This is a genomic window from Mycobacterium sp. (genome assembly GCF_035274705.1).
Taxonomy (GTDB): Bacteria; Actinomycetota; Actinomycetes; order Mycobacteriales; family Mycobacteriaceae; genus Mycobacterium.
The window spans coordinates 59,179-84,387 of the sequence record NZ_DATENY010000063.1 but is presented as its reverse complement, the minus strand read 5'-3'; the positions used below and the strand labels follow the sequence as shown (position 1 = coordinate 84,387).

The following is a 25,209-nucleotide window of genomic DNA, read 5'->3' as shown; positions in this document are numbered from 1 at the left end:
GCCATGTTTTCGTCACGCGGATAGCGGGCATGGCAAGCTAGTGAGCGTGCGAATCACCGTACTCGGTTGCTCCGGCAGTGTCGTCGGACCTGATTCGCCAGCCTCCGGCTACCTTGTGACCGCACCTGACACTCCGCCCTTGGTTCTCGATTTCGGTGGTGGAGTGCTCGGCGCACTGCAGCGTCACGCCGACCCGAACTCCGTACACGTGCTGCTGAGCCACCTACACGCCGACCATTGCCTTGACCTGCCCGGTCTGTTCGTGTGGCGGCGCTATCATCCGTCGCCGGCAAAAGAGCGCGGCGTGCTGTACGGGCCGGCCAATACATGGGCACGGCTGGGCGCGGCGTCGTCACCGGAGGGCGGGGAGATCGACGACTTCACCGACGTCTTCGAGGTCCGGCACTGGGTCGACAACGAGGCCGTACAGATCGGTGCGCTCTCGGTGGTGCCGCGGTTGGTGTGCCATCCGACGGAGTCCTATGGGATGCGGATCACCGACTCGTCCGGCGCGACGCTGGTGTACAGCGGCGACACCGGTTATTGCGATGCGCTGATCGACCTCGCGCGGGATGCCGACGTCTTTCTGTGCGAGGCGTCGTGGACGCACGATCCGTCGCGCCCGCCGAGACTGCACCTGTCTGGCACCGAAGCAGGCCGGGCTGCCGCGCGGGCCGGTGTGGGCGAGTTGCTGCTGACCCACATTCCGCCGTGGACCTCACGTGAGGACGTCATCAGCGAGGCGAAGGCGGAGTTCGACGGGCCAGTGCACGCGGTGGTGTGCAGCGAGGCCTTTGACGTCACGGGCTCCTGAGTAGCGTCGGGCCGACCGGATAGGGTTGGCCCGTGTCCAGACGAGAAGACGGCCGGCTCGACGACGAGTTGCGTCCGGTCCGCATCACCCGTGGCTTCACCTCTCATCCCGCCGGATCGGTGTTGGTGGAGTTCGGCCAGACCAGGGTGATGTGCACGGCCAGCGTTACGGAGGGTGTGCCGCGCTGGCGTAAGGGCTCGGGTCAGGGATGGCTGACGGCGGAGTACGCGATGCTGCCCGCGGCGACCCACGAGCGGTCGGACCGCGAGTCGATCAAGGGCCGCGTCGGCGGGCGCACGCAGGAGATCAGCCGGCTGGTCGGGCGGTCGCTGCGCGCATGCATAGACCTGGCGGCGCTGGGGGAGAACACGATTGCGCTCGACTGCGATGTGCTGCAGGCCGACGGTGGCACGCGCACGGCGGCGATCACGGGTGCGTATGTGGCGTTGGCCGACGCGGTGACGTACTTGTCGGCAGCGGGTCGGCTGTCGGATCCGAGGCCGTTGTCGTGCGCGATCGCCGCGGTCAGCGTCGGTGTGGTCGACGGACGTATCCGCGTCGACTTGCCGTACGTCGAGGACGCCCGCGCCGAGGTGGACATGAACGTCGTCGCCACCGACACCGGGACGCTGGTCGAGATTCAGGGCACGGGGGAGGGCGCGACGTTCCCGCGCTCGACGTTGGACAAGATGCTCGACGCGGCGATGGCCGCCTGTGATCAGCTGTTCGTGATTCAGCGCGAGGCGCTGGAGTTGCCCTATCCCGGTGTGCTGCCGGAGTCGGCGGATCCGTCGAAGAAGGCGTTCGGAAGCTGACTTCAGTTTCCAGGCTGCTGGTTGCCAGCCGCAACCGCAAGAAGCTGGCCGAGTTGCACAGGGTGCTCGACGGTGCCGGGGTGGCGTTGACGCTGTTGTCGCTTAACGACGTCGCGCCGTTCGATGAGGCCCCGGAGACCGGCGCTACATTCGAGGAAAACGCGCTGGCGAAGGCGCGGGATGCGTTTCGGGCTACCGGCTTGGCTTGTGTGGCAGACGATTCCGGGCTGGAAGTGGAAGCGCTGAACGGGATGCCGGGAGTGCTCTCGGCGCGGTGGTCAGGTCGGCATGGCGACGATGTTGCGAACACGTCGCTGCTACTGGCGCAGATGGAGGACGTGCCGGACTCGCGGCGAGGGGCGGCGTTCGTGTCGGCGTGCGCGTTGGTTTCAGACGCGGGCGAGGTCGTGGTGCGTGGGGTGTGGCCGGGCAGCATTGCGCGCGAGCCGAGGGGCGACGGCGGGTTTGGCTACGACCCGGTTTTCCTACCCGACGGCTCGTCGCGGACGGCGGCAGAGTTGAGCCCGGACGAAAAGGACGCGGTGTCGCATCGCGGGAGGGCGCTGGCTCAGCTGGTTCCGGCTTTACGCGAGCTCGCTACAGGCTGAACTTCTCTTTGATGCCCGCGGTCTGGAAGTGCTCGACGATGATGCCGACGAGCGGGATGGTGCCGGCAAGTAGCACACCGATCGTCTTGCCTATGGGCCAGCGCACCTTGACCGCGAGGTTGGCGGTGAAGATCAGGTACACGAAGTACACCCAGCCGTGCACGATCGCGATCCAGTTCGGCGGGTTGTCGACATGGACGATGTACTTGAGCACCATCTCGTAGCAGAGTGCGATGAGCCAGATGCCCGTAGTCCAGGCCATGACGCGGTAACCGAGCAGGGCCTTGCGGATGGTGTCGACAGGGGTAGTGGCTTCGGTCATGGGGTTGGGTGTTCCTTGTCTTTCTTGGCTAGCTCGGCGAGGTACGCGTTGTACTCGCGCAGAGTGGGGTCATCGTCGGAATGGCTTGCGGGCTTGGGCCTTTCGGGAAGCAGCCCGGTAGGAATCTCGGAGACAGTGTCGCGATTCTTCGGCTCGGGCGGGGCTTCTTCGTAGCGGACGAATTTGTAATACGCGTAGACCACAAAGCCGGCGAAGAGTGGCCATTGGAGCGCGTAGCCGAGGTTTTGGAAGCTGCCCGAGGCTGACTCGAAGCGGGTCCACTGCCACCATGCGAGCGCCAGGCAGCCGGCGGCGCCGACGATCACCAGAGCGATGAGCGCCGGTCTCCTACGTCGCGTAGTGGACACCATTCAACGGTACCGCGCTACTCTGGACGCGCTCACGCGCGAGTGGCGAAATGGCATACGCGATGGATTTAGGTTCCATTGTCCTAACGGACGTGGGGGTTCGACTCCCCCCTCGCGCACCGCATGTATTTCCTTGGGTCGTCAGCAACTGTTGACGGCCGCGGAACGGGTCATTGCTTCCTGAAGCGTCGATAATTGCTGACAATTTCAGGCGATTCCGATCACGCTCAACCGTTCCCACTGGCGTCCACGAGCCATGCGACGTGTTCCAACTGCTCCTTGTCCGTGATCGCGTATGCACCGCGGAAGTCGGCCGTTACCGCGGCCTTCCACTGCATGCGGGCGAAGTTGACCAACACGACGGCTCCATATACGTCCCCGCTGACAAGGTCATGATCGGCCATTCCCGGGTTGTCCGACTTGTCGAGCCACTCCGCCGTCATTTGGGCAACTTCGCCGCGCGTCAACCTCGGCCAGCGGGCACGTTGCAAGGTTCCTTTGACCTCGATGCTGAACACCGCTTCAAGGCCTGGCGTCAGCATGAGAAGGTCGACGCCGTGTCCGCCCGACTCCGGACCCACCATGTGTTGAAGGGGCGTAAAACCCAACTCCTCCAACAAAGCGGCGACGACCGATTCTGCGATGTGCCCAGTAATTCCATTCAGCCTGCCGGTCCGGTCGACGGTAGGGATCGACGCGAGTGATGTCCTGACGGCGACCCGAAACAACTCTTCGAGCTTCTGGACCTTCTCTTCGTTCGCGGCCGAGTCTGAACACGCCATGACGAGGTCGGCTGGCAACTCGAACGGAGTTGCCGCGCGCAGACTCTCGCGCATGGCGGCGTGCAATACCGGAATGTCAACGGCGTCACCAGCCATGGTCATGAGGCCTCGTTGGGCATGTTGGTCCAGCTCGTGTGGTCTGCGCGGGCATACCACCGTTATGCGGCGAGTCCCCCGTCGCGCACCGCATGTGCGTCCTCAGGCCGTCAAGATATGCCGACGGTCGCGGAAAGGGCATTGCTTCCTCGTGCCCCAATCGAAGACCGTCAACTCGCGATCGAACCGCCGGTGTCCCGACCGGAGCGCGCCACGGTGCGCACCGGAAATCCATTGAGCTCTGCGAGTGACCGTAACTGCGTCATCGCGAATCGCCGGGCACGGCCGGCTTCGGGTATCAAGATGCCGGCCCATATGCCTTCGGCTCCCGGGGTCTCACAGGCGTCTCGAGCGCACTGCCACCGGCGTGGACAAGCGCGGCAGATCGCCTTGGCACCCTCATCGGCCTGCGCAGTCCACCGCTCCGGGTCGCGGGTGCACGCCGCGACCGGTGTCTCACCTAACACGAGTGCGATGACTTCGCCCCGCGGTGTCGTAGCGGTTCCGTTGTGGTCTTGCAAGAGCGTCGGCCCCCGAAATCATTCGGCAATACATTTGTACCGTTACCCCACCATACAGATGTATTGTCGACCGTGTCGATTCCCCACTCGTCCCTAGGCGTTGAATGACAACCGTGCTGCCCGAGGCTGACGGAATTGGCGCGAGTGCGCCCTCGAGTGTCGAGCGCATACGCGACGCAGCGCTGAAAAGCTTCGCCACGTATGGGACTTCTGCGACATCACTGCGGACGGTTGCCGCAGCCGCAGGTGTGTCCCTTGGGTTGGTGCAACACCATTTCGCCACAAAAGCCGGCCTGATCAAGGCCGTCGACGACCATGTCCTGGCCGTCGTGACTGCCACGATGTCGCAACCAATCCCGCGGCCGCCAGCGGACTCGCTTACCGCCATGAGCAACCGGGTGACGAGCATCATGGTCGAGCACCCCGACGTATTGGACTATCTCGGCCGCGCACTCATCGAAGGCAGTCCGTTGGGAACCGAGGTCTTCGACTTTCTCGTGGACACCGGCATAGACCGGTGGAAGAAACGCGCCGAACACGGGCAGGCCAGGCCTGATATCGACCTGGAGTGGGCTGTTCTCAACGCGCTCGTGCTGCCCCTGGGCACCCTCATCCTGCGCAGCCATGTCGAGCGCCATCTCCTGGAGCCGCTCACGACACCCACACAGCTCGACCGATGGCAGGACGCCGTCAACATGCTGCTGCGCGAGGGCCTCTTTCGGCCTTCCGATCGGTAGCGCGTCAGATCTCGCCACCGCTACCCCTTTTCCGATACGACGACGGGGTCTCCCCGCAGAATTGCGTGAACGCCCGCGTGAACGCGCTCATGCTTTCGAAGCTGATCCGCACGCGCGGATGGAAACATGTAATTTGACCGCATTTGCGGATAAGATGCCGCGGTGGCATTGATCCGGGTCCGTGAGGCGGCCGAGCTGCTAGGCGTCAGCGACGACACCGTTCGGCGGTGGATCGACGACGGAAGTCTGCCCGCGAGCCAAGACCAGTCCGGGCGGAAAGTCATCGCCGGCGACGTGCTGGCCGAGTTCGCGCGTTCGCACGCCGCGGCAGCGCCGAAGGACCCGTTGACCATCGCCAGTTCTGCGCGCAATCGCTTCGCCGGGCTGGTCACCAGGGTCGTGACCGACAAGGTGATGGCACAAGTTGAAATGCAATGCGGCCCTTTCACCGTCGTGTCGTTGATGAGTGCGGACGCGGTTCGCGAGCTCAATCTCGAACCGGGCAGCGTCGCGGTCGCCGTCGTCAAGGCCACCACCGTGATCGTCGAGACCCCCGGAGGAGAGTCGTGAAACGCGTGGCGATCGGCATGCTGGCCCTCGTTTTGGTCAGCGCATGCAGCTCCTCGCAACAGCCGGCGGCCGAGCACCAGGAGATCGTTGTGTTCGCCGCGGCCTCGCTCAAGAAGACATTCACCGACATCGGTGAGCAATTCAAGACCGAAAACCCCGGTACCTCAGTCGAATTCAACTTCGCAGGATCGTCGGATCTGGTCACTCAGTTGACCCAGGGCGCCCAGGCCGACGTGTTCGCATCCGCTGACGCCAAGAACATGGACAAGGCAGCGCAGGGCGGTCTGCTGGCCGGCGATCCGGTGAACTTCGCGTCCAACACGCTCACCATCGCTGTCGCACCCGGGAATCCGAAGAAGATCGCATCGTTCAAGGACCTCACGCAACCGGGTCTCAACGTCGTGGTCTGCGCTCCGCAGGTGCCCTGCGGGTCGGCCACTCAGAAAGTGGAGCAGGCGACCGGTGTGCAGTTGAAGCCCGTGAGTGAAGAGTCCTCGGTGTCCGACGTCCTCAACAAAGTGACCACCGGCCAAGCCGACGCAGGCCTTGTCTACGTCACCGACGCAATCGGGGCAGGTGACAAGGTCACCGCCGTTGCGTTCCCCGAAGCCGCCGGTGCGGTCAACACGTATCCGATCGCGGTGCTCAAGGAATCAAGTAACGCTGCGTTGGCGCACAAGTTCGTCGAACTGGTCATCAGCGAGCAGGGCCAAAAGACCCTTAGCGCAGCAGGTTTCGCCAAGCCCTAGGTCTCGTTGGGCATATTCGTCCAACCTTTGCCGTCGGCGCGGGCATACCAGCCGGCCGCGGCCAGCGTGCCGCCGTCGACCGGGATCGTCTGCCCGGTGACGAACCGCGCGTCGTCGGACGCCAGGAACTGCACGACGGCCGCATAGTCGTCGGGTTGTCCGAATCGGCCCACGGGGATCCACGTGCGGATCAACGACGGATCACGTCCGCGCAGCATCGAGTCGGCCGGCGTCTGCGGTGTGTCGGCGAGGTCCGGTGCGATCGCGTTGACCCGGATGCCATGCTGTGCCACGTCGACGGCCAGGCTGCGCGTGAAGGCCACCACACCTGCGTTGAACGCCGCATACACCGCGGCGTAGGGAATGCCGCGGAACGCCTCGACCGTCGCGTTGTTCACAATCGCGCCTCGACCGCGACTCACCATCGCCGGTAACACGGCATGGCACATCCGCAGCACGTGCAGAAGGTTGAGTTCGTACAGCGTCTGCCAATGCTCCTCGGTGCTGTGCAGAAAGGTTCTCGCCGCCGGCCGGAAATCGCCGACGTTGTTGACCAGGATGTCGATCCGTGAATCGGCTACGCCCAACGCGGTTTCCGTCACCGCGGCCACCGTTTCCCGTTCCCGGATATCGCCGACGACGACGGTGCAGCGGCCGTCCGCGGAAACGATTTCGTCGCGAGTCGCATTGGCCGCCTCGGCGCCGATGTCGGCAAGAACGACGTGCGCGCCGGCCGCGGCCAGCCGCCGGCTGATGCCGCCGCCGATGCCGAGTGCGCCGCCGGTCACCACGGCGACCTGTCCGCTAAACGGCGCCGACTCAGTCACGGCGTCAGCTTATTGGTTCCGATCGCCTGGCAGACACCAGTGGGCAGCCCGAGCACTTCGGACAACGTGGCGGAGAGCGACCTGCGCAATAGGGCAGCCGGCGTCTGCTGGAGATGACACGATTTCGAGGTAAGCGCTTTGCGCGATGAAGCGTTAGGGGGTACGGGCTAGGTGAGCCGAGAGCAAGCAATAAACGTCGCCGTCACCCTGTTGGTGCCGATCCTGTCCGCTTTCCTCGGGGTTCTCGGCCTGGTGGTGGGCGACTGGCGGCTACGAAGAACACAGGCCGGCCGACGCAAGCTGGCGCTTGAAGATGCGAGCCGCCAAGTGTCCTTCGCCGCCGAGTGGTGGAATGCGAGGAAGGCGCTTGGCGATTCGTCTCAAGCAGAACAGGAAGCGATCACTCGTGCAGTGGCCTGGCTGGACGAGGCGTCCGCCCGTGTCGAGGAGTCCAACCCACCTCCTGTTGATCAGAGGCCGGCGGTCACGCTTCGCCGACTGCTACTTCTCTATCCGTTTCAGAGTCGAGCAGCGAGGGTTCTGCGTGGCGCCTACTACGTTTTTCTGGGCTTGGTGCCGATGTTGGTGGGCTTCTTGATCCTTGACATCCTGAACCCTGTCGCCGGCGTGCCCGAATACTTCACAGCAGACCTACTCATCGTTGCAGCTTTGGTGCTGCTCGCGATCGGCCTTCGCCTTTGGGCACAACGCGTCGAGACAGCGAGACCAAAAGGTCAGAAGGGGCGCCGCTTAACGCTCCGCCTCGCGTTATTGTTCTATGGGTTCCACAGGCCCGCAGCCCGGATCGTCCGCATTGTCTACTACATCTGGTTACTTGGAGTGGCCGTGTTCGCGCTACGTCTTGTCACCACAGCGTTTTTCGAGCCAAAGTCCCTCCCGGGCTATCTGATTATGTTCCTCGGGTTTGTCGGATATATGCAGTAGCGCTCCGATATTGGGCGGTGTCTCTCGAAACACGCAACGATGGTGAGGTTAGTTCCATGGCCCCTTCGGCTCCCACCGTTGGTGAATCAGCGAGCGAAGATGTTCCTTGACGCTCTTCTCCTCTTTCACTGTTTGTCGGGTACTGCGCGGCCAGGTCGGCCAGTATCTGCGCCACAGCGTGTAGCCGGCGCCGACATTTCCGTCGCCTCCGACCGGCCTCGCAGCACCTCGGAACCACACACCGCCCAGCACCGTCGCTCAGGGGCATCCGAGCGCGCCAAGGCCGCGGCTGAGCACAACACGCGCCCGTCGAACTCCTTGGCGCGGTCAGCCAGCCGCGCCGCTTCGTTGACGGCATCGCCGACCACGGTGTACTCATAACGGTTTTCGGCGCCGATGTTGCCGGCGAAGACTGGGCCCGCCGATACCCCGATGCCGAAGTCGACCGGCAGACGGCGCAACTCGTCGGCCAGAGCCCGTGCGGTTGCCAACGTGGCCGTCGCCGGATCGTCGATGCGTAGGGGTGCGCCGAAAACCGCCAGCGCCGCATCGCCCTGGAATTTGTTGACCAGCCCACGCTGTTTGTCCACCGCGGCGACGACAATGCGGAAGAAGTCGTTGAGCACCTTGGCCACCTCGTGTGGCTCCCGCGTCGCCGCCAACTGCGTCGACCCCACCAGATCGATGAACAGAATCGCGGCCTCACGCTCGTCTCCCGACAGCGATTCGTTTTCGGCGACCGCCCGGCGGACGACTTCTTCGCCGACATGACGGCCGAACAGGTCCCGCAATTGGTCACGTTCCCGCAGTCCCGCGACCATGCGGTTGAATCCGCTTTGAAGTTGGCCGATTTCGGATCGCTCATAGACGTCGATCTTCTGGCCGATGTGTCCGCGCTCTACCTCCGCCATCGCGTCGACGACCTCGTGCACGGGATCCGATATGGAAGACGACACGAGAATCATTGCGCGCAATCCCAGTATGACGGCGACGAGCGCAAGCACCAAGATGGGAACCTCGATCGGCGCGTTGTCCTTGATGATCCAACCGTTGGCTCGCAGCATTACGAGGACCACGATTCCCGCGCCGGGTAACGCCGTGCACATGGTCCACATCAGGATCAATCGCGCCCGCACTCCCGGCGCCCTCTCGGCGTGCTCCAAATCCACTGTCGCGGCTACCATCAGGGCGCGCAACGGGCGTTGGGTGAACAGAAAGCCGGTGCATACCGTCGCCGTCGCGCCGAACATGACTGCCGAAGCAATGAGTGTCAGAACCCGGCCGCCATTGCTGACGTTCAACGGAATCATCACAACCGTGGCGATGACCCATGGCGTCAACAGGATCGCGGATTGGCGCCGGGTGATATTCGGCGCCTTTCCCTTTCGAGCAGAACCCGCTCGGTGAAGCGCGCGACCGACCAAGGCGACGCTGCTCAGCCACACGGAGGTGGTTCCGACGACGACAATCGCCACCGTCGCGACGAGATTCTTCGGGCCGAGGACGGCCTGCGCGCCGATGACTGCCTCACCGCTCACCGAAATGACGATCGCGACGACTTCTGCGGCGCAGAGGAGGTAGGCGAACGCAAGGCCTGCCGAATATCGAACGAGCAGGCTGCGTGGCCTCATAAGGCCATCGTGTCAGTCGCTGGCCGGTAGCGGCTTGGCTTCCTTCAGATTCAGTGGAGTAGTTCCGATGCTCAGTGTCCCGGACCCCGCTTTGGTGACGAGCACCTCGGCACCGTTTTCGTCGACGTAGCGCTTGCCCATCACGTTGCCGTCAGACAAGGCCGGATCCATTGTGGCGTCGGCGGATTTCTGCGCGTCGAGCGGCACCATCGGGACGCCGCCCGCCCGCAGATCATCGAGGCTGTCCGCGCTGCGGACGACGATCACCTGGGTATCGCAGACCTGGCTCTGCAGCCGCGTGCCGTTCTTGATCATGTTCGGCTCCTGTGTTTTTCGTGCCCCTCGCGTGCGCGCGCGAATTCATCAACCAGTTCGCGACGCAACACCTTGCCCGTCGCGTTGGTCGGCAGCTCGTCACGGAACACCACCCGGTCAGGTGTGCGTGATCCGCGTAGATGCGCTCGCACATGCTCGCGCAATTCGTCAGGGTCGGGCGTCGTGCCTTCGGCGGGCACCACCACCGCGACGATGATCTGGCCCCATTCGGGATCGTCCGGGCCGACGACCGCGCAATCGCGCACGGACGCGTGTTCGACGAGTACGTCCTCGATTTCGGCTGGGGAGATGTTCTCTCCGCCGCGGATGATGGTGTCGTCAGAACGACCGCCGATGAAAAGGTAGCCGTCTTCGTCAAGCATGGCAACGTCTTTGGTGGGAAACCACCCGTCTGCATCGAGCACCGACCCGATCTCGGCGTAGCGCCCCGACACCTGCTCGCCACGGACGAACAGCTCACCGGTCTCACCCGGGCCGAGTACGGCGCCGTCCTCGGCGCGGATCTGCACCTCGACGCTGGGTACCGGCTGTCCGACGGACCCCAGCCGCCGAGCGCCCGCCTCGTCTGAAGCGGTCAGTGCGGCCCGGTGGTCCTCCGGGGTGAGAACCGCGATCGTGGAGCTGGTCTCGGTGAGACCGTAGGCGTTGACGAAACCAACGTCCGGCAGCAGGCCAAGCGCCTTGCGTACCAAGGGAAGAGCAACTTTGGACCCGCCGTAGGCCAAGTTGCGCAGCGTCGGCAGTGCCACCTTGTCTCGCTCCAGCACTGTGACAATTCGGTCCAGCATCGTCGGCACTACGGTCGCCGCCGTCACGCCCTCGTCGCGGACCAGGCGCACCCACTCGTTCGGGTCGAACTGGCGGAGATACACCATCTTTCGGCCCGCGTAAAGATTCGACAACGCGGCGCTGACGCCTGCGATGTGATATGGCGGCACACAGATCAACGCGGCGTCGCTGGGGTCCGCGGCGTCGAACTCCACGGTGCCGGTCACGTAGCTGGTCAAGTTGTTGTGAGTCAGTTCAACGGCTTTGGGCCGCGACGTGGTGCCCGACGTGAAGAGCACCACCCCGACATCGTCGGGATCCGGGAATTCCGCAGCGGGTTCGGCGCTGCGGGCAGCGTCGATGAACTCCTCGGAGGTCATCACCTGCTTGCCGGCGCCGGCCAGCATGTCGCGGTAGTCGGCGTCTGCGATCACCAGCGGCGTCGGCAGGCGGTCGATCAACTGCCGCAGGCCGTCCTCGCTGAGCCGGTAGTTCAGCGGCGTGAACGCAACCGCCGCACGGGCCGAGGAAAACAGCAGCAGCGGCAACATCACGCCGCCGGTGCCGATGTAGGCCGCGTGCTGGGCGCCGGAGGCGGCGATCACGCCTGCGCCGCCGTCGGCAAGTGAGCTCAGTTCGCTTGTGGTCAAGCGCATGTCGCCGGACACCAGCGCGGTGCGGTCCGGATTCGACGACGCCGCCATTTCCAGCAGCAACGAGATACTCATGACTTGTCGACGAAGATATCAAGGATGGGGTCGTCGCCGCCGCCATAGCGAGACAGGTCGCTGACACCGGACTCGGCCAGCACGGCGGAGTCGATGAAGCATTGGCCGTTGACGTCCATGGGCGCGCGGGACAGGATCTCGACAGCGGCGTCGGCCATGATCTCCGGGCTGCGCGACGAGGACATCAGTTCGCCGTCGGCCATGTTGGCGACCGCCGAGGTCGCGATATGGGTCTCCGGCCACAAACAGCTAAAGCCGATGCTTGCCCCAGCCCGTTCCTGGCTGAACTCACGGCGACGCCCTTGCCACCGGCCTCTTCGATCTCGGCAACGGCGGTGAAGACGGTTCCCGGTAGCTTCGGGTGCGGTTCGGCCGTCTTGGCCAGCAGCACCACGTTCGCGCCCTGTTTGGCGGCGCCCAGCGCAATGACCAGCCCGATGCCACGGCTACCGCCCGAGACGACGAGAGTGCGGTCGCTGAACGTGGACATGGGCCTCCTCGATGTGCCGTCCCTTGATGGTATTGGCATTCTCATTCTAGGCAAGTGCCATATTCGCTGTTTGCTGGGGGTTCGGCCCGGTTCTACAGTCTGACGCCGCCCTCTCTCAGTGCATATTTCCGCAGGGCGGTATTGGCATTCTCATTTTGTGCAAGTACGTTATCCAGTGATGAGCGAGCCTGTACAGACCCCCTCTGGCATCCCGCTCGAGCCGGTCTACGGACCGGCCGATCGGGACGCCGATCCACCTGCGCCGGGTACGTATCCCTTCACGCGCGGCAACTTCGCCAGTGGGTACCTCGGCAAGACATGGACGTTCCGTCAGTATTCGGGTTTCGGTACGGCCGAGGAATCCAACCGCCGCTACCGCTACCTGTTGGACCAGGGCGGCACCGGCCTGTCTGTGGCGCTGGATCTGCCCACGCAATGCGGCTACGACTCCGACGACCCGGAGTTCGGCGAGGAGGTCGGCCGGGTCGGGGTCGCGGTCGACACGCTGGCCGACGCCGAGATCCTGTTCGACGGCATCCCACTCGACAAGATCAGCACCAGCTTCACGATCAATGGGACCGCGGCGATCTTGCTGGCCTTCTATGTGGCTGCCGCGGAGAAGAAGGGCGTGCCGCGGGTCAAACTGACCGGCACCATCCAAAACGACATCCTCAAGGAGTACGCCTCACGCGGCACCTGGATCTGGCCACCGGCGCCGTCGCTGCGCCTGATTGCCGACACCATCGAGTTCTGCGCGGAAGATGCGCCCAAGTTCAACGCGATCTCGGTCGCCGGGGCTCACTTCCGCGACGCCGGCGCCAACGCCGTTCAGGAGATGGCGTTCACACTCGCCGACGGCGTGACGTACTGCGACACTGTGGTCGAGCGCGGCCGCGTGACCATCGACCAGTTCGCGCCGCAGATCTCTTTCTTCTTCTATACGCATGGCGATTTCTTCGAGGAGATCGCCAAGTACCGGGCGGGCCGCAGGCGGTGGGCCACGATCGTGCGCGAACGCTACGGCGCCACCACGGACAAGGCGTCGATGTTCCGGTTCGGGTGCGTCGCCGGCGGCGCGTCGTTGTATGCGCCGCAGGCGCAGAACAACCTGGTGCGGGTCGCCTACCAGGCGATGGCCGCGGTGTTGGGCGGTGTCCAATCGATGTTCACCGCAGCGTGGGACGAGCCGTTCGCGCTGCCCAGCGAGGAGTCAGCGACACTGGCGCTGCGCACGCAGCAGATCCTGGCGTACGAGACCGGTGTCACCAAGGTGGCCGACCCGCTGGGCGGCTCCTACTTCGTCGAGGCGCTCACCGACGCCACCGAAGAGAAGATCATCGAGATCATGCACGACCTCGAACAGCACGGCGGCATGGTGCGCGCCATCGAGGACGGCTACCTGCAGGGTCTGATCGCCGACGAGGCGTTCAAGATCCACCAGGAGGTGGAATCGGGTGTCCGGCCCGTTATTGGCGTCAACAAATTCGTGTCCGAGGAGCCGCCACCCGACATCGCGACCTACGAACTCGACGCCGAAGGCCGCGACGTTCAGCTCAAGCGGCTGTCCAAGGTCAAGGCCGAGCGCGACGGGGTCGCAGTGAAGGAAGCTCTGGCCGCCTTGTCTCGCGCGGCCGAAGGCGATGACAACCTGATGTACAAGCTGATCGACTGCGCCAACGCCTACTGCACGGTCGGCGAAATGGTCTCTGCACTCAAAGCGGTGTGGGGCGAATTCCAGCAGCCGGTGGTGTTCTAGGTGGCCGTTCGTGTACTTGTTGCCAAGCCCGGTCTCGACGGCCACGACCGCGGAGCCAAGATCGTCGCGCGCACACTGCGGGACGCCGGCTTCGAAGTCATCTACACGGGCATTCGCCAGCGCGTCGAGGACATCGTCTCGATTGCGCTTCAGGAAGACGTTGCGCTGGTGGGGCTTTCGATTCTGTCGGGTGCGCACCTAGCGCTGACGACGCGGACCGTCGAGGCGCTGAGGGCGTCCGACGCCGGCGACATCGCGGTCGTCGTCGGCGGGACGATACCGCAGGGCGATGTTGCCAAACTCCGCGAAGCCGGTGCTGCTGCGGTGTTTCCCACGGGCACATCGCTCGATGTCCTTGTCGACGAGGTGCGCAAGCTGACCGCATCAATACCCGGGTCGCTTCGCTCTCCCCCTGGCCTTCGGCCGGGAGGTGCCCCCAGCCCACCGGAAGAGAAGGTGGACTGAGATGCGCCTTGGCGTGATGATCGGGGCCGAGCGTGGCGATATGGCCCGCAAGGTCAAGAAGTTCCTCGAGGACATCGAGTGGGCGGAATCGGCCGGCATGGACACCGCGTGGATGCCCCAGGTGCCCAATGACTTCGACTGTTTGACCATGGTGTCGCTCATGGGCGGCCGCACGTCGCGGATTGAGCTTGGCACCGCCGTGGTACCGCTGCAGGCGCAGCATCCGATCGCGTTGGCCCGTCAGGCGTTATCGGTCCATGCAGGCACTGGCGGTCGGCTGGCGCTCGGCGTCGGTCCGTCGCACCACTGGATCGTGCGCGACATGCTCGGCATCCCGTACGAGAAGCCGGCGGCGTACACCCGCGACTATCTCCAGGTGATCAACACCGCACTGGCCGGCCCTGGCGAGGTCGACGTGGAGAACGACACGTTCACTGTGCACAACCCGACAGTGCTGGCCGCGGCGACGCCGATGCCGGTGCTGGTCGCGGCGCTCGGGCCGGTAATGCTGCAGATCGCAGGCGAACTCGCCGACGGCACCGTGTTGTGGATGGCCGATGAGCGCGCCATCGGCGATCACATCGCACCGCGAATCACCAAGGCCGCCGACAACGCCGGGCGTAAGGCACCGCGCATCGTCGCGGGCATCCCGGTTTGCCTATGCGCCAACTCCGAGATCGACGCCGCGAAGGCGCGCGCCAACCGCATCTTGGCCGAGGCGGAGACCTCGCCGAACTATCAGAAGCTACTGGATCGCGGCGATGCCCGCGATGTCGGCGATCTGACCGCCGCCGGCGACGAGGAGGCGATCCTCGCGCGGTTCCGCCGCTTCGCCGATGCCGGTGTCACCGATTTGTCGGTGCGGCTACTGCCGATCGGCGAGACGCGCGACGAGTTGATCGCATCGAAATATCGGACACGCGAAGTCATTTCGCAGCTGGCCGCGGAAGTGCGATGAGCGCTCGCGCGAAGAGCCGACGGCACCGATGAGCCAAGGGCCGCTCTCCGGTATCCGCATCCTCGAGGCGGGCGTGATGCTGGCCGGCCCGTACGCGACGATGCTGCTGGCCGACCTCGGCGCCGAGGTCATCAAGATCGAGCCGCCGGGGGGTGAGATCTCGCGTCAGGTCAGCGACAGCTACTTCGCCAGCCTCAACCGCAACAAGCAGAGCGTATGTCTAGATCTGCGCTCCGAGGCTGGGCGGCAGCGGCTCGGCGAGCTCGTCGCGAATTCGCATGCGCTGCTGGTCAACATGAAGCCGTCGGCGATCAAACGTCTTGGCCTTACTTATGACTCGCTACGTCAGTACAACGAGCGCATCGTCTGCGTTGCGATGACCGGCTTCGGGCTGGACGGCGGTGACGACCCGGCATTCGACTACGTGATCCAGGCCGCGACGGGCGTCGCGGCGATGACGGGCGATCCGGCGGGCCCGCCTACGTTGCCGGGATATTCGTCGGCGGACAACTCGACCGGGCTGGCGGCGGCGCTGGGGCTACTCGCACAAATCGTGTCCGGGCGCGGTGGTCAGGTGGACGTGTCGCTACGCGACGTGATGCTGTCTCAGCTGAACTACCGCGCGTCGGCGTACCTCAACGACGGCGCCGCGCCGCGGCGCTATCCATTCGGGGCGCACTCCTACTACGTTCCAGCCCAGTTGTTTTCGACGGCCGAAGGGTACTTGGCGCTATTCATCACTCACGACGCATTCTGGAAAGCCTTTGCGTCCGAGGCGAAGATCGATGGCTATCCGACGATGGCCGAGCGTGCGGAGCGCCGCGACGAGGTGCTCGCCGTCGTCAGCGCCGCGTTGGCAACGGATACGGCGGCGAGTTGGGAGTCGCGATTGCGTCCGCGCGGCATTCCCGCAGCCGCCGTGCGGACGCTACCCGAGGCGCTGGAAGCCACAGCCGAAGTCATCGTGCAGGCGGGGGAGTTTCAGCTCGTCCGCAGCCCGATCCGGATCGACGGGTACGAGCCCGCATACCGGCCACCGCCGATGCTCGACGAGCATGGGGATCAGTCTTCGTAGTGGACCGTTACAGACGGCGTATCCGGAATAGCTTGGCAGGTCAGCACATAACCGTCTTCGACCTCGTCTGGTTCTAGGGCGTCGTTGACTCGCATGGTCACGCTGCCTTCCGACAGCCGCGCCATGCACGTGCCGCAGTTGCCCGCCTCGCAGGAGAAGGGCGGCGACATACCAGCCCTGCGCGCGCTCTCGAGCAGTGTCTCGTTTTCGACCCGAGGCACTGTGGCCTTCGTGCGGTCGAGGTGGATCGTGATGGTGCCGTCGACCTTGCCGCTGTCCTGCTCCGCCGATGCGGGCTCGTGGGTCTGCGGCGCGGCGTCGAAGTCCTCGATGAACACCGTCCCCGGACCAGACAGCGCCGACGTCACGACCGACATGAATCCCTCGGGCCCACAGACATAGCAGTCGGCGTCGGCGTTGTCACCGACGAAGTCGACGATCGCCGCCGGATCGATCAGCCCCTGTTCGGCGTCGATGTGGCGCACGATCGACAGCCGGTCCGGGTAGCGGGTGACGAGATCGTCGAGTACGCCCTCGAAGATGACGGACGCCCGGTCCTTGTCCGCGCACAGCAGGCGCACTGCGCGGTCGGTGGTGGCCAATGCGCTCTTGACGAGAGACAGGATCGGCGTGACACCGCTACCGCCGCTGAAGCCCAGCAGAGGCGCCGATGTGGGCGTCAGGCAGAAGGTGCCGGCGGCCCGCGTCATAGTGACTTCGTCGCCCTCAGTGATGTTGTCCAGCATCCAGTTGGACACCTTGCCGCCTGGCACTCGCTTGACGGTCGTGGCCATCTCGGAATCGGTCTCGGGTGCGCTCGACATCGAATAGGACCGGTATAGGTCCTCGCCGTCAACGTTCACCTTGAACGTGCAGAACTGCCCGGCCTTGTAGGGGAATGGCGTCTCATCGGGAGCCAGCACATAGGTCCGTGCGTCGGCGGTCTCCTTGATGATCCGAGACACCGTCGCAAGGTGGAACAAGTGCGGCTTGACCATGGCCCCCCTGCCGCCTGGCATTGTCATTCTGATATTAAGAGAATACCATTCTCCTCGAGAACCGAAACCTTCTCAATTCCCGGAAAGGGGCGGGCGCGACGTGAGTGAGCGGGTAGCGCTCGCCTTTGAGCAGCGGGAATACAGCATCCCGCAGCTCGACGCCCTCGCCAATGGCATGGCGACTGTGCTCGAACACGGTGGTGTGCGGCCCGGGGAGCGCGTTGCGCTGATGTCGTCGAACCGTCCGGAGTTCGTCACCGCACTCTGGGCCATCTGGCGCCTGGGCGCATCGGCGGTGCTTCTCAGCCCGGCCTGGAAGCGGGCGGAGGTGGAGCACGCGCTGTCGCTGACGACTCCCTCGCATGCGGTCGGTGATCATCCGGTGCTCGCCGAGTTGATGCCGATGCTGCACCTGGACGAATCCGTTACCCCGGGTCAGCGTGCAGTCGAAGTACCCGCCCCGCAATCCGAAGCGCTGCTCGTGTTCAGCTCGGGAACGACCGGTATGCCCAAGGCTGTCCGGCACACCCACGAGTCCTTTGGGGTGGCTGTGCGGCACTGGCGCGATGCGTTGGGTCTGTCGTCGGCCGACCGTATGCAGATCATGACGCCGCCGTCACACATCCTTGGATTGCTCAACATCGCGATGGCACTCGATACCGGCGCGTGGATCAGGCTGCATCGCCGTTTCGACATCGACGCGATGCTGCACCACATCGAGACCGACCGAATCACGATCGAAATGGCAGTCGCACCTATCGCTTTGGCGTTGGCTGCCCACCCCAACTTGGAAACCTACGACCTGTCGTCGCTGCGGTACATCATGTGGTGCGCGACGCCCGTCACCGCAAGCGTCGCCGAGGCCGTCACCCGCAGAACCGGGGTGAACTGGGTAACGGCATACGGCGCAAGCGAGCTTCCTGTCATCGCCTGCAACGATATCGAAGGCGCTCGCCTCGACACCGTGGGACGCTCGGTGCCCGAAGTGCGTGTGCGGATCGTCGCGTTGGAGACCGGTGAGCCACTGTCCGCGGGGCGAGTCGGTGAGATCCAGGTGCGGTCGGGTTCCGTGATGACCGGGTATCTGCCGAACGATGCGACAACTCAGGCGTTTTCAGACGGCTGGTACCGCACGGGCGATGTCGGCTACCTGGATACCGACGGTTGGTTGCGCATTACCGACCGCGCCAAGGAAATGATCAAGGTGCGGGGCTTTCAGGTCGCGCCCGCCGAGATCGAAGCGGTGCTCCACGGGCATCCGGCCGTCGAGGACTGCGCCGTGTTCGGTGTGCCTGACGCGGCGAACGGCGAGGCGGTCGTCGCCGCGGTCAAGACGTGTGGCCCTGTTGAGACGAATGAGCTTGTGGACCTGGTCGGGGAGCGGCTGGCGTCGTATAAGCGGCTGAGTCGTGTGGTGTTCGTGCCCGAAATACCCCGCTTGCCATCGGGAAAGGTGTTGCGCCGAGTGTTGAAGGAGCGTCTGTGGACGTGCGTCTGACAAGTGAACAGCAGCAGCTGCGGGAGGCCGCTGCCAAGCTGGCCGACGATCTTGGGCCCGGGTCAGTAGCGGATATCGACGATCAGGCCCGCATCGCCCGGCTCGAAAAGGCGGTTGAGGGCGCGGGCTTTCGCACTCTGCGATCCGACGGTGCGTCCGGTGTAGAGGTCGCCATCGTCGCCGAGGAGTTCGCGCGTGGGCTCGTCGACGTGCCCTTCATCGGGCCTGTGCTGACCGACGACCTCGCGGGTCGCATCGGTCGTGCGCCGTCGGCGGCTGAAGGCCCGGAGTCCGTCGATCTGACCAAAAGCCTTGCCGGAGGGGTGGAGTCGCCCGCCGAGCTTGGTGAGCTCTCGGAAGGCGACGCCGGCCGCTGGCGGGCACTCGCGCTGACGGTGACGTGTGCCGACCTCGTGGGTTCCGCGCGCGGAGCGCATGCGTTGGCTGTGGACTATGCGAAGGTCCGGGAGCAGTACGGCGCGACGATCGGGTCGTATCAGGCCGTTGCGCACGTACTGGCCGAGAGCCTTGCGCTGATCGAGGGCTCGATCAGCGTGTTGCGCCATGCTGCATGGGCGGTCGACGAGGTGCCGGCGGCGGAGGCCATCGAGGCCGCGCGGGTGGCCAAGATCTACTGCACCCGTGCGGCGTTGGCCGTCTGCGAAACATCGATCCAGGTGCATGGCGGCATCGGCAACACCTGGGAATGCCTGGCCCACGTGTACCTGCGCCGGGTGCTGGCCGCCACCGAAGCATGGCCCGTGAAGCTGGAGGAGCTGTCCATTGGACTTTCGTGATTCGCCCGAGGAAGCCGCGTTCCGGAACAGGCTTCGCGGCTGGCTGACCGAACAGAAGGGCAAGTTCCCGACGTCCGGCGACGAGTACTGGGCCAAGCAGGGCGAGTGGCATCAAGCGCTGTATGAGGCCGGCTTCTTCGGCATGTCGTGGCCGAAAGAGTATGGCGGCCAGGACCTGCCACCGGTCTACGACGTCATCGTCGACGAGGAGATCGCGAAGGCTGGCGTTCCGGCTCGGCCCAGCCTCGGCTATCTCGTGGTCGGCCTTGGTGACCACGGCAGCAAGGAACTACAACAGCGGTTCCTGCCCGGCATGATCAACGGAACCGAGCGGTGGTGCCAGGGCTTCAGCGAGCCGGGTGCAGGATCCGATCTGGCATCGTTGACGACAACGGCGACCCACGAGGACGGCGAGTACGTTATCCATGGGCACAAGATCTGGACGAGCTATTCCGATGTGGCCGACTGGTGTCTGCTGCTGGCGCGCACCGATAAGGACGTCCCCAAGCACCGCGGCATTTCGGCGTTCATCGTCTCCATGCATCAGCCAGGGATCGAGCAGCGACCGCTGAAGATGATCAGCGGCGTTACCAAGGAATTCGGTCAGGTTTTGTTCGACGGTGCGCGGGTGCCTGTCGAGAACATGGTGGGCGCGCCGGGCGAGGGCTGGAAGCTCGCGATGACCGTCGTCAGCCACGAGCGCGAGCCGTCGACGCTCGGGTTCTCCGCTCGGTACGGGAAGCTGTTGCACCAGTTGGCATCCCGGGTGGAGGGCCCGCCACCGGAAGAATTGTCGTGGGCGTGGGTGCAGACCGAGATGCTGCGGTTGCACGTGCGCAGGCGGCTGTCCGAGCAACTCGACGGCATCACCCACGGGCCGCAGGGGTCGCTGGACAAGCTGTTGATGACGTGGACCGAGCAATCGGTCGGGCATGCTGCGCTGGCCACCGTCGGGACCAGCGATCCGGAACTGTTCGGCGCCTACATGTACAGCCGCGCGCAAAGCGTGATGGGCGGTACCAGCCAGATTCAGAAGAACATCATCGCGTCGCGCATTTTGGGTTTGGAAGTGTGATGAGCGCTCGGGCGAAGAACGAAAGGTACTGAATTGTACGATCTGCCACCGGAAATCGATGTCCAGTCCGACGGGGCGCTGCGCATCATCACGCTCAACCGGCCGGACTCGCTGAACTCCGTCAACGATGCTTTGCACGTCGGCCTGGCCCACATCTGGGCACGCCTGGGTGAGGACCGCGAAGCACGTGCCGCGGTGATCACTGGAGCGGGTAGGGCATTTTCTGCCGGCGGTGACTTCGCGTATCTCGAGGAGTTACGCCAGGACGCCGATCTGCGCGCCAAGACCATCCTGCATGGCCGCGAGATCGTGCTGGGGATGGCGCGCTGCCGAATTCCGGTGGTGGCGGCGGTGAATGGCCCGGCCGTCGGGCTGGGCTGCAGCCTGGTGGCGCTGTCCGACATCGTCTACATGAAAGACGATGCGTACCTGGCTGACCCGCATGTCCAGGTCGGCTTGGTGGCCGCGGACGGCGGACCGCTTGTCTGGCCGCTGCAGATGAGCCTGCTGCACGCCAAGGAGTACGCGCTCACCGGTACCCGTATTTCGGCCCAGCGCGCCGCGGAGCTCGGGCTGGCCAATCACGTCGTCGAGGATCCGCTGGCCGAGGCGCTGGCGTGTGCCAAGAAAATCATGGAGCTCCCACGGCAAGCCGTCGAAAGCACCAAGCGGCTGTTGAACATTCACCTCGAGCGTTCGGTGCTGGCCGTGCTCGACTACGCCAACGCCGCCGAGGAGCAGTCCTTCCAGACTGAGGACTTCCGCAACATCGTCACCCGCCTCAACGCCAAGAAGAGCTAGCCCCCACTACCGCGAGCGTGCGTGTCTGTACGCCGACACGCCGTGATATGCGTGCACTCTGCGCACGCTCGGCGCTTCATGACAGTGCGCAGCGCAATACCCGCATTGCGGTTTGCGCTGCGTATCAGATGCGCACGTTCGACGGTTGGTGAAGGTGCGCGACGTGTACACGATTTGCGGTGTGTCGGCGTACAGACACGCACGCTCGCGGAACTAGACGGGGAGCTCTTCCGAACGTTGGATGGAGCCCGTGATGCCGCTGGCGTCCTGCTGGGCGAGCAACACCGCGGCATTGGCCATCGCTTCCGGCGGAATCTCCATGCCGCCGCCGGCCAGCCAGCCCTCCGTCGGCACCACCCGCGAAGGGCTCAGGCAGTTCACGGCGATGTTGTCGCTCTTCAGATCTGAGGCCAGCCCAAGGTACAGCCGTTCGACGGCGGCCTTGGATATCCAGTAGGCATTCGAGCCATGCTCGACCATGCCGACGCCAGTCGTGGTGGTCGCGATGAGCGATCCGCCGCCGCGTGCCCGCACATGCGGTATGACGGCCTTCGTCACCAGGAAGACACCGGTCAGGTTCACGTTCAGGCACAGCTGCCAGCGCTTCAGCGGTGTCGATTCGATCGGCCCGAGCCACAGCACGCCCGCGTCGGCGACAGCATGGATCGTGCCGGGCACCTTGCCGTCGCGCTCGGAGCGTGCGGCGACGGCGACCGAAGCACCCTGTGCCGCAAGCGCCTTGGCCACCGTTGCGCCGATGCCACGACTGGCACCGGCGACGAACGCCACCTTGCCGTCGAGGGTCATTTCGGCGGGAACCGCAGCGCCCCGTCGAGACGAATGATTTCGCCGTTGAGATAGTCGTTTTCGATGATGCTCTGCGCCAGTTGCGCGTACTCAACCGATCGGCCCATGCGCTTGGGGAACGGCACCTGCGGCGCCCAGTACTGCTCGAGCTGATCGGCCGCCTTGCCGTACGCCGGGGTGTTGATGGTGCCGGGAGCGATGGTGACGACGCGGATGCCGAGCGGCGAGAGGTCGCGCGCAGCGACGAGCGTCATGCCCAGCACACCGCCCTTGGCGGCGGAGTAGGGAAGCTGGCCGATCTGTCCCTCGTAGCCGGCGATCGAGGCCGTGTTGACGATGACGCCGCGAGCACCCTCATCGAGCGGCTCCGACTTGGCGATCTCGGCCGCCGACAGCCGCATCACGTTGAAGACCGCCGTCAGGTAGAACTCGATCGTCTTCTTGAAGCCGTCGAGGTCAAGGGGCGAGCCGTCCTTGCCGATGAGCCGGCCGCCGCTGGCGGGACCCCCGTGGGTGTCGACGGAGATCCGCAGGGGAGCCAGCGACGACGCCTCGGCGATCGCCGCGTTCACCGACTCCTCCGAGGTGGCGTCGGTGCGGACATAGCGCACACCGAGCTCGTTCTCGAGCTCCTTGCCCTTGTCGTCGGCGAGGTCGGCGACCACAACCTTGGCGCCGGCGCCATGCAGGCGGCGGACAGTCGCTTCACCCAGGCCACCTGCGCCTCCAACGACGATCGCCGAGCTACCTGCGATTTGCATATGGTTCCCCTTCTTGCAACTGGCACTCTCGGACTGAGAGAATATCATTCTCATCCGGAACGGAGACACCCATGCCTGACGCCGTCATTGTGTCCGCCCTGCGTACGCCTATCGGCACCGCCGTCAAGGGCACGCTGCGTGACACCGACGCTTACCAGCTGGCCGAGCACGTCGTGGGCGCCGCGGTTGCCGATCTCGGCTCGACGCCGATCGACGACGTGATCCTGGGCGAGGGACTCTACGGTGGCGGTGTCGTCGCGAGGCATGCCGCGATCACAGCGGGGCTGCCGTCAGTTCCAGGTCTGGCCGTCAATCGACACTGCGCTGCAGGCCAGGCAGCTGTGCAGAGCGCCGCGGCCAGCATTCGGGCCGGCATGGAACAGCTCATCCTCGCGGGCGGGGTGAACTCGGCGTCGACGTCGCCGCGGTTCAAGCGCCGGGCCGGCGACGAGATGGTCGACTGGTTCCCGCCCACGCATCCCGACCGCCCGGACGCACCGAACATGGATATGTCGATCACGGTGGGCTGGAACGCCGCGGTCAAGGCGGGCATCTCGCGCGAAGAGATGGACGAGTGGGCGCTGGGGTCGCATCGCAAGGCCATCCAGGCGATCGACGAGGGTCGGTTCAAGCACGAGATCGTGCCGATCGAGACGCCGTATGGCTTGTTCGAGGTCGACGAACATCCACGTCGCGAAACCAGCCTGGAGAAGCTGGCCGCGCTCAAGCCGCTGCATCCTGAGATCGAAGGGTTTTCGATCACGGCGGGCAATGCCTGCGGCGGCAACGACGGCGCGGCGATAATCGGCATCGCGAGCGATCGCCTCGGACTGCCGGCGCTGGCGATCATCCGGTCGTGGGCGTCGGTCGGCGTGGATCCGGCGTCGACGGGGTTGGCGCCAGTCGAGGCGATCCCGAAAGCCCTTGCGCGTGGACGCCTTTCGCTGGCGGATGTGGCCCTGTTCGAGATCAACGAGGCATTCGCGTCGATGTGCGTGGCGACCATCAAGTCGCTCGACATCGATCCCTCCAAGGTCAATCCCAGCGGCAGCGGCTGCTCGCTCGGCCATCCGGTCGCCGCGACTGGCGCGCGGATGCTCGTCACGCTGGTGCACGAACTGCGCAGGCGGGGTGGCGGTATCGGAGTGGCGGCGATGTGTGCCGGCGGAGGAATGGGTTCTGCCACGGTCATCGAGGTACCCGCTCCCTAGACTGGCAGAGATGACCATCGACGAGCTCATCGAGGCGGCGCGCAACGGATCGACCCGAGCCGCCGGCCGCTTGTTGAGCCTCGTCGAAAGTCCGCGCCGCGAGGAAGTACTCGATGCGCTAGGCCCGACGACTCCTCCGTTGATCGTCGGCGTGACGGGACCACCGGGTGCAGGTAAGTCAACGACGGTTGGGGCTTTGGTCGGCGCCTACCGCGAGCGCGGCATGCGTGTCGCGGTGCTGGCCGTCGATCCGTCGTCTCCATTCAGCGGGGGAGCGCTGTTGGGTGACCGCATCCGGATGGCCGCGCACATCAACGACCCTGACGTGTTGATCCGCTCAGTGGCGACGCGCGGTCATCTCGGCGGACTCGCCGCCGCGATCCCGGCCGCTATCAGGCTCCTTGCGGCGCTGTCGTACGACGTGATCGTGCCGGAGACCGTCGGCGTAGGGCAATCAGAGATCGAGATCGCCGCAGTGGCCGATCCCACCGTCGTTATTCTGAATCCTGGTGCAGGCGACGCTGTTCAGGCTGCCAAGGCGGGCCTGCTCGAAGTCGCCGACATCGTGGTGGTGAACAAGGCGGACCGCGAAGGCGCCGACCAAACCGTGCGTGACCTCCGTGGTGAGACGATGGCGCCCATCCTGAAACTCGTTGCTGCACAAGGGGAGGGCATCCCGGAGCTCGTTGCGGCGATCGAAGCGCATCACCGCGCGGACACTCCGGAGCGACGCGTAGCGCGTGCCCGCGCGCAGATTCTGTCACTGGCGCAGACCCGAATGCGGAACCATCCTGAAGTGGATCGCTTGGCAGAACAAGTCGCTGAGGGCCGCCACGACCCGTATACCGCAGCCGAACAACTCTTCGCCGCGCCTGTTGTGCCCTGAGCCCTCTCCGCGTC

General features: G+C 65.0%; 27 protein-coding genes, 1 tRNA gene and 3 pseudogenes. 18 read left to right on the top strand and 13 right to left on the bottom strand.

Features of this window, described 5'->3' with window-relative positions; all coding sequences use genetic code 11:
* Positions 1 to 40 precede the first annotated feature (40 nt).
* Genes VJV41_RS14915 through rdgB form a run of 3 tightly spaced genes read left to right on the top strand, consistent with a single transcriptional unit; the run spans position 41 to position 2,237 of the window.
* On the top strand, positions 41 to 814 hold the full coding sequence (locus VJV41_RS14915; protein WP_325334954.1) for a cyclic nucleotide-degrading phosphodiesterase: 774 nt from the start codon (positions 41 to 43) through the stop codon (positions 812 to 814).
* Between the two features lie 32 nt (positions 815 to 846).
* A complete protein-coding gene (rph, locus tag VJV41_RS14910) occupies positions 847 to 1,629 on the top strand; it encodes a ribonuclease PH (RefSeq protein WP_325334952.1) in 783 nt (260 codons plus the stop codon).
* Positions 1,626 to 2,237 (top strand): RdgB/HAM1 family non-canonical purine NTP pyrophosphatase, encoded by a 612-nt coding sequence (rdgB, locus tag VJV41_RS14905; protein WP_325335002.1) that lies wholly within the window; start codon positions 1,626 to 1,628, stop codon positions 2,235 to 2,237. Before rph ends, rdgB begins: the two co-directional genes overlap by 4 nt.
* Here rdgB and VJV41_RS14900 read toward each other — a convergent pair.
* Positions 2,227 to 2,559 carry a DUF3817 domain-containing protein gene (locus VJV41_RS14900; protein ID WP_325334950.1) on the bottom strand — a complete coding sequence of 111 codons (333 nt, stop codon included), beginning with the start codon at positions 2,557 to 2,559 and terminating at the stop codon, positions 2,227 to 2,229. The genes rdgB and VJV41_RS14900 overlap by 11 nt on opposite strands.
* The gene (locus VJV41_RS14895) at positions 2,556 to 2,927 is read right to left on the bottom strand and encodes a hypothetical protein (protein ID WP_325334948.1); all 372 of its coding nucleotides are present in this window, start codon (positions 2,925 to 2,927) and stop codon (positions 2,556 to 2,558) included. Before VJV41_RS14895 ends, VJV41_RS14900 begins: the two co-directional genes overlap by 4 nt.
* Before the next feature lie 36 nt (positions 2,928 to 2,963).
* On the opposite strand from VJV41_RS14895, the gene VJV41_RS14890 reads away from it, so the two are divergent.
* Positions 2,964 to 3,046 (top strand) — tRNA-Leu (locus VJV41_RS14890).
* 108 nt (positions 3,047 to 3,154) lie between these two features.
* On the opposite strand, the gene VJV41_RS14885 is transcribed toward VJV41_RS14890, so the two are convergent.
* Positions 3,155 to 3,811 carry a hypothetical protein gene (locus tag VJV41_RS14885; protein ID WP_325334946.1) on the bottom strand — a complete coding sequence of 219 codons (657 nt, stop codon included), beginning with the start codon at positions 3,809 to 3,811 and terminating at the stop codon, positions 3,155 to 3,157.
* Between the two features lie 164 nt (positions 3,812 to 3,975).
* Positions 3,976 to 4,281, bottom strand: coding sequence for a WhiB family transcriptional regulator (locus VJV41_RS14880; RefSeq protein WP_325335000.1), 306 nt, complete (start codon positions 4,279 to 4,281; stop codon positions 3,976 to 3,978).
* Positions 4,282 to 4,430: 149 nt separating this feature from the next.
* On the opposite strand from VJV41_RS14880, the gene VJV41_RS14875 reads away from it, so the two are divergent.
* On the top strand, positions 4,431 to 5,063 hold the full coding sequence (locus VJV41_RS14875; RefSeq protein ID WP_325334944.1) for a TetR/AcrR family transcriptional regulator: 633 nt from the start codon (positions 4,431 to 4,433) through the stop codon (positions 5,061 to 5,063).
* Positions 5,064 to 5,067: 4 nt separating this feature from the next.
* Here the strand turns inward: VJV41_RS14875 and VJV41_RS14870 are convergent.
* Positions 5,068 to 5,169, bottom strand: a pseudogene (locus VJV41_RS14870) (AraC family transcriptional regulator); the annotation flags it as partial.
* Positions 5,170 to 5,225: 56 nt separating this feature from the next.
* On the opposite strand from VJV41_RS14870, the gene VJV41_RS14865 reads away from it, so the two are divergent.
* Both VJV41_RS14865 and modA read left to right on the top strand, forming a co-directional pair.
* Positions 5,226 to 5,633: a helix-turn-helix transcriptional regulator gene (locus VJV41_RS14865; RefSeq protein ID WP_325334942.1), complete on the top strand. Its 408-nt coding sequence runs from the start codon at positions 5,226 to 5,228 to the stop codon at positions 5,631 to 5,633.
* A gap of 17 nt (positions 5,634 to 5,650) precedes the next feature.
* The gene (gene modA / locus VJV41_RS14860) at positions 5,651 to 6,382 is read left to right on the top strand and encodes a molybdate ABC transporter substrate-binding protein (protein ID WP_325334998.1); all 732 of its coding nucleotides are present in this window, start codon (positions 5,651 to 5,653) and stop codon (positions 6,380 to 6,382) included.
* Here the strand turns inward: modA and VJV41_RS14855 are convergent.
* On the bottom strand, positions 6,379 to 7,209 hold the full coding sequence (locus tag VJV41_RS14855) for an SDR family NAD(P)-dependent oxidoreductase (RefSeq protein WP_325334940.1): 831 nt from the start codon (positions 7,207 to 7,209) through the stop codon (positions 6,379 to 6,381). The genes modA and VJV41_RS14855 overlap by 4 nt on opposite strands.
* A 171-nt stretch (positions 7,210 to 7,380) precedes the next feature.
* On the opposite strand from VJV41_RS14855, the gene VJV41_RS14850 reads away from it, so the two are divergent.
* A complete protein-coding gene (locus VJV41_RS14850; RefSeq protein ID WP_325334938.1) occupies positions 7,381 to 8,154 on the top strand; it encodes a hypothetical protein in 774 nt (257 codons plus the stop codon).
* A gap of 125 nt (positions 8,155 to 8,279) precedes the next feature.
* Here VJV41_RS14850 and VJV41_RS14845 read toward each other — a convergent pair whose 3' ends face one another.
* The 4 genes and pseudogenes from VJV41_RS14845 to VJV41_RS14830 all read right to left on the bottom strand — a co-directional run bounded on the left by VJV41_RS14845 (position 8,280) and on the right by VJV41_RS14830 (position 12,107).
* Positions 8,280 to 9,785 carry an adenylate/guanylate cyclase domain-containing protein gene (locus VJV41_RS14845; protein ID WP_325334936.1) on the bottom strand — a complete coding sequence of 502 codons (1,506 nt, stop codon included), beginning with the start codon at positions 9,783 to 9,785 and terminating at the stop codon, positions 8,280 to 8,282.
* Positions 9,786 to 9,797: 12 nt separating this feature from the next.
* Positions 9,798 to 10,100: a hypothetical protein gene (locus VJV41_RS14840; RefSeq protein ID WP_325334934.1), complete on the bottom strand. Its 303-nt coding sequence runs from the start codon at positions 10,098 to 10,100 to the stop codon at positions 9,798 to 9,800.
* Positions 10,097 to 11,617: a fatty acid--CoA ligase family protein gene (locus VJV41_RS14835; protein WP_325334932.1), complete on the bottom strand. Its 1,521-nt coding sequence runs from the start codon at positions 11,615 to 11,617 to the stop codon at positions 10,097 to 10,099. Before VJV41_RS14835 ends, VJV41_RS14840 begins: the two co-directional genes overlap by 4 nt.
* Positions 11,614 to 12,107 (bottom strand): annotated as a pseudogene (locus tag VJV41_RS14830) (hypothetical protein). The gene VJV41_RS14835 and the pseudogene VJV41_RS14830 overlap by 4 nt, the downstream one beginning before the upstream one ends.
* 178 nt (positions 12,108 to 12,285) lie before the next feature.
* Between VJV41_RS14830 and VJV41_RS14825 the strand changes: the two are divergent.
* The 4 genes and pseudogenes from VJV41_RS14825 to VJV41_RS14810 all read left to right on the top strand — a co-directional run bounded on the left by VJV41_RS14825 (position 12,286) and on the right by VJV41_RS14810 (position 16,361).
* Positions 12,286 to 13,863 (top strand): methylmalonyl-CoA mutase family protein, encoded by a 1,578-nt coding sequence (locus VJV41_RS14825; RefSeq protein WP_325334931.1) that lies wholly within the window; start codon positions 12,286 to 12,288, stop codon positions 13,861 to 13,863.
* Positions 13,864 to 14,250: pseudogene (locus tag VJV41_RS14820) on the top strand (cobalamin B12-binding domain-containing protein); the annotation flags it as partial.
* Positions 14,251 to 14,329: 79 nt separating this feature from the next.
* Positions 14,330 to 15,286 (top strand): LLM class F420-dependent oxidoreductase, encoded by a 957-nt coding sequence (locus VJV41_RS14815; RefSeq protein WP_325334927.1) that lies wholly within the window; start codon positions 14,330 to 14,332, stop codon positions 15,284 to 15,286.
* Between the two features lie 28 nt (positions 15,287 to 15,314).
* Entirely contained in the window at positions 15,315 to 16,361 is a 1,047-nt protein-coding gene (locus tag VJV41_RS14810; RefSeq protein WP_325334925.1) for a CoA transferase, read from the top strand.
* Here the strand turns inward: VJV41_RS14810 and VJV41_RS14805 are convergent.
* Positions 16,349 to 17,359 (bottom strand): ferredoxin--NADP reductase, encoded by a 1,011-nt coding sequence (locus VJV41_RS14805; RefSeq protein WP_325334923.1) that lies wholly within the window; start codon positions 17,357 to 17,359, stop codon positions 16,349 to 16,351. The two genes, VJV41_RS14810 and VJV41_RS14805, sit on opposite strands and share 13 nt — an antisense overlap.
* A gap of 100 nt (positions 17,360 to 17,459) precedes the next feature.
* Between VJV41_RS14805 and VJV41_RS14800 the strand changes: the two genes are divergently transcribed.
* The 4 genes from VJV41_RS14800 to VJV41_RS14785 are packed head-to-tail and all read left to right on the top strand — an operon-like array spanning position 17,460 to position 21,530.
* Complete coding sequence (locus VJV41_RS14800) at positions 17,460 to 18,857, top strand: class I adenylate-forming enzyme family protein (protein ID WP_325334921.1); 1,398 nt, start codon at positions 17,460 to 17,462, stop codon at positions 18,855 to 18,857.
* Positions 18,842 to 19,654: an acyl-CoA dehydrogenase family protein gene (locus VJV41_RS14795; RefSeq protein ID WP_325334919.1), complete on the top strand. Its 813-nt coding sequence runs from the start codon at positions 18,842 to 18,844 to the stop codon at positions 19,652 to 19,654. The genes VJV41_RS14800 and VJV41_RS14795 overlap by 16 nt, the downstream gene beginning before the upstream one ends.
* Positions 19,641 to 20,729, top strand: a complete 1,089-nt coding sequence (locus VJV41_RS14790; protein ID WP_325334917.1) for an acyl-CoA dehydrogenase family protein — start codon at positions 19,641 to 19,643, stop codon at positions 20,727 to 20,729. The genes VJV41_RS14795 and VJV41_RS14790 overlap by 14 nt, the downstream gene beginning before the upstream one ends.
* A gap of 33 nt (positions 20,730 to 20,762) precedes the next feature.
* The gene (locus VJV41_RS14785) at positions 20,763 to 21,530 is read left to right on the top strand and encodes an enoyl-CoA hydratase/isomerase family protein (RefSeq protein WP_325334914.1); all 768 of its coding nucleotides are present in this window, start codon (positions 20,763 to 20,765) and stop codon (positions 21,528 to 21,530) included.
* A gap of 213 nt (positions 21,531 to 21,743) precedes the next feature.
* On the opposite strand, the gene VJV41_RS14780 is transcribed toward VJV41_RS14785, so the two are convergent.
* Both VJV41_RS14780 and VJV41_RS14775 read right to left on the bottom strand, forming a co-directional pair.
* On the bottom strand, positions 21,744 to 22,337 hold the full coding sequence (locus VJV41_RS14780; protein WP_325334912.1) for an SDR family NAD(P)-dependent oxidoreductase: 594 nt from the start codon (positions 22,335 to 22,337) through the stop codon (positions 21,744 to 21,746).
* Positions 22,334 to 23,098, bottom strand: coding sequence for an SDR family NAD(P)-dependent oxidoreductase (locus VJV41_RS14775; RefSeq protein ID WP_325334910.1), 765 nt, complete (start codon positions 23,096 to 23,098; stop codon positions 22,334 to 22,336). The genes VJV41_RS14780 and VJV41_RS14775 overlap by 4 nt, the downstream gene beginning before the upstream one ends.
* A gap of 71 nt (positions 23,099 to 23,169) precedes the next feature.
* Here VJV41_RS14775 and VJV41_RS14770 point away from each other — a divergent pair, with 71 nt between their 5' ends.
* A complete protein-coding gene (locus VJV41_RS14770) occupies positions 23,170 to 24,309 on the top strand; it encodes a thiolase family protein (protein WP_325334908.1) in 1,140 nt (379 codons plus the stop codon).
* Positions 24,310 to 24,319: 10 nt separating this feature from the next.
* Positions 24,320 to 25,195, top strand: coding sequence for a methylmalonyl Co-A mutase-associated GTPase MeaB (gene meaB / locus VJV41_RS14765; RefSeq protein ID WP_325334906.1), 876 nt, complete (start codon positions 24,320 to 24,322; stop codon positions 25,193 to 25,195).
* Positions 25,196 to 25,209 lie beyond the last annotated feature (14 nt).

Excerpts from the sequence above, each read along its gene's own strand:
- VJV41_RS14900 (WP_325334950.1), bottom strand. The coding sequence starts at position 2,559 with ATGACCGAAGCCACTACCCCTGTCGACACCATCCGCAAGGCCCTGCTC.
- VJV41_RS14885 (WP_325334946.1), bottom strand. The coding sequence starts at position 3,811 with ATGACCATGGCTGGTGACGCCGTTGACATTCCGGTATTGCACGCCGCC.
- VJV41_RS14875 (WP_325334944.1), top strand. The coding sequence starts at position 4,431 with ATGACAACCGTGCTGCCCGAGGCTGACGGAATTGGCGCGAGTGCGCCC.
- modA (WP_325334998.1), top strand. The coding sequence starts at position 5,651 with ATGCTGGCCCTCGTTTTGGTCAGCGCATGCAGCTCCTCGCAACAGCCG.
- VJV41_RS14845 (WP_325334936.1), bottom strand. The coding sequence starts at position 9,785 with ATGAGGCCACGCAGCCTGCTCGTTCGATATTCGGCAGGCCTTGCGTTC.
- VJV41_RS14840 (WP_325334934.1), bottom strand. The coding sequence starts at position 10,100 with ATGATCAAGAACGGCACGCGGCTGCAGAGCCAGGTCTGCGATACCCAG.
- VJV41_RS14835 (WP_325334932.1), bottom strand. The coding sequence starts at position 11,617 with ATGAGTATCTCGTTGCTGCTGGAAATGGCGGCGTCGTCGAATCCGGAC.
- VJV41_RS14825 (WP_325334931.1), top strand. The coding sequence starts at position 12,286 with ATGAGCGAGCCTGTACAGACCCCCTCTGGCATCCCGCTCGAGCCGGTC.
- VJV41_RS14815 (WP_325334927.1), top strand. The coding sequence starts at position 14,330 with ATGCGCCTTGGCGTGATGATCGGGGCCGAGCGTGGCGATATGGCCCGC.
- VJV41_RS14810 (WP_325334925.1), top strand. The coding sequence starts at position 15,315 with ATGAGCCAAGGGCCGCTCTCCGGTATCCGCATCCTCGAGGCGGGCGTG.
- VJV41_RS14805 (WP_325334923.1), bottom strand. The coding sequence starts at position 17,359 with ATGGTCAAGCCGCACTTGTTCCACCTTGCGACGGTGTCTCGGATCATC.
- VJV41_RS14780 (WP_325334912.1), bottom strand. The coding sequence starts at position 22,337 with ATGACCCTCGACGGCAAGGTGGCGTTCGTCGCCGGTGCCAGTCGTGGC.
- VJV41_RS14775 (WP_325334910.1), bottom strand. The coding sequence starts at position 23,098 with ATGCAAATCGCAGGTAGCTCGGCGATCGTCGTTGGAGGCGCAGGTGGC.
- VJV41_RS14770 (WP_325334908.1), top strand. The coding sequence starts at position 23,170 with ATGCCTGACGCCGTCATTGTGTCCGCCCTGCGTACGCCTATCGGCACC.
- meaB (WP_325334906.1), top strand. The coding sequence starts at position 24,320 with ATGACCATCGACGAGCTCATCGAGGCGGCGCGCAACGGATCGACCCGA.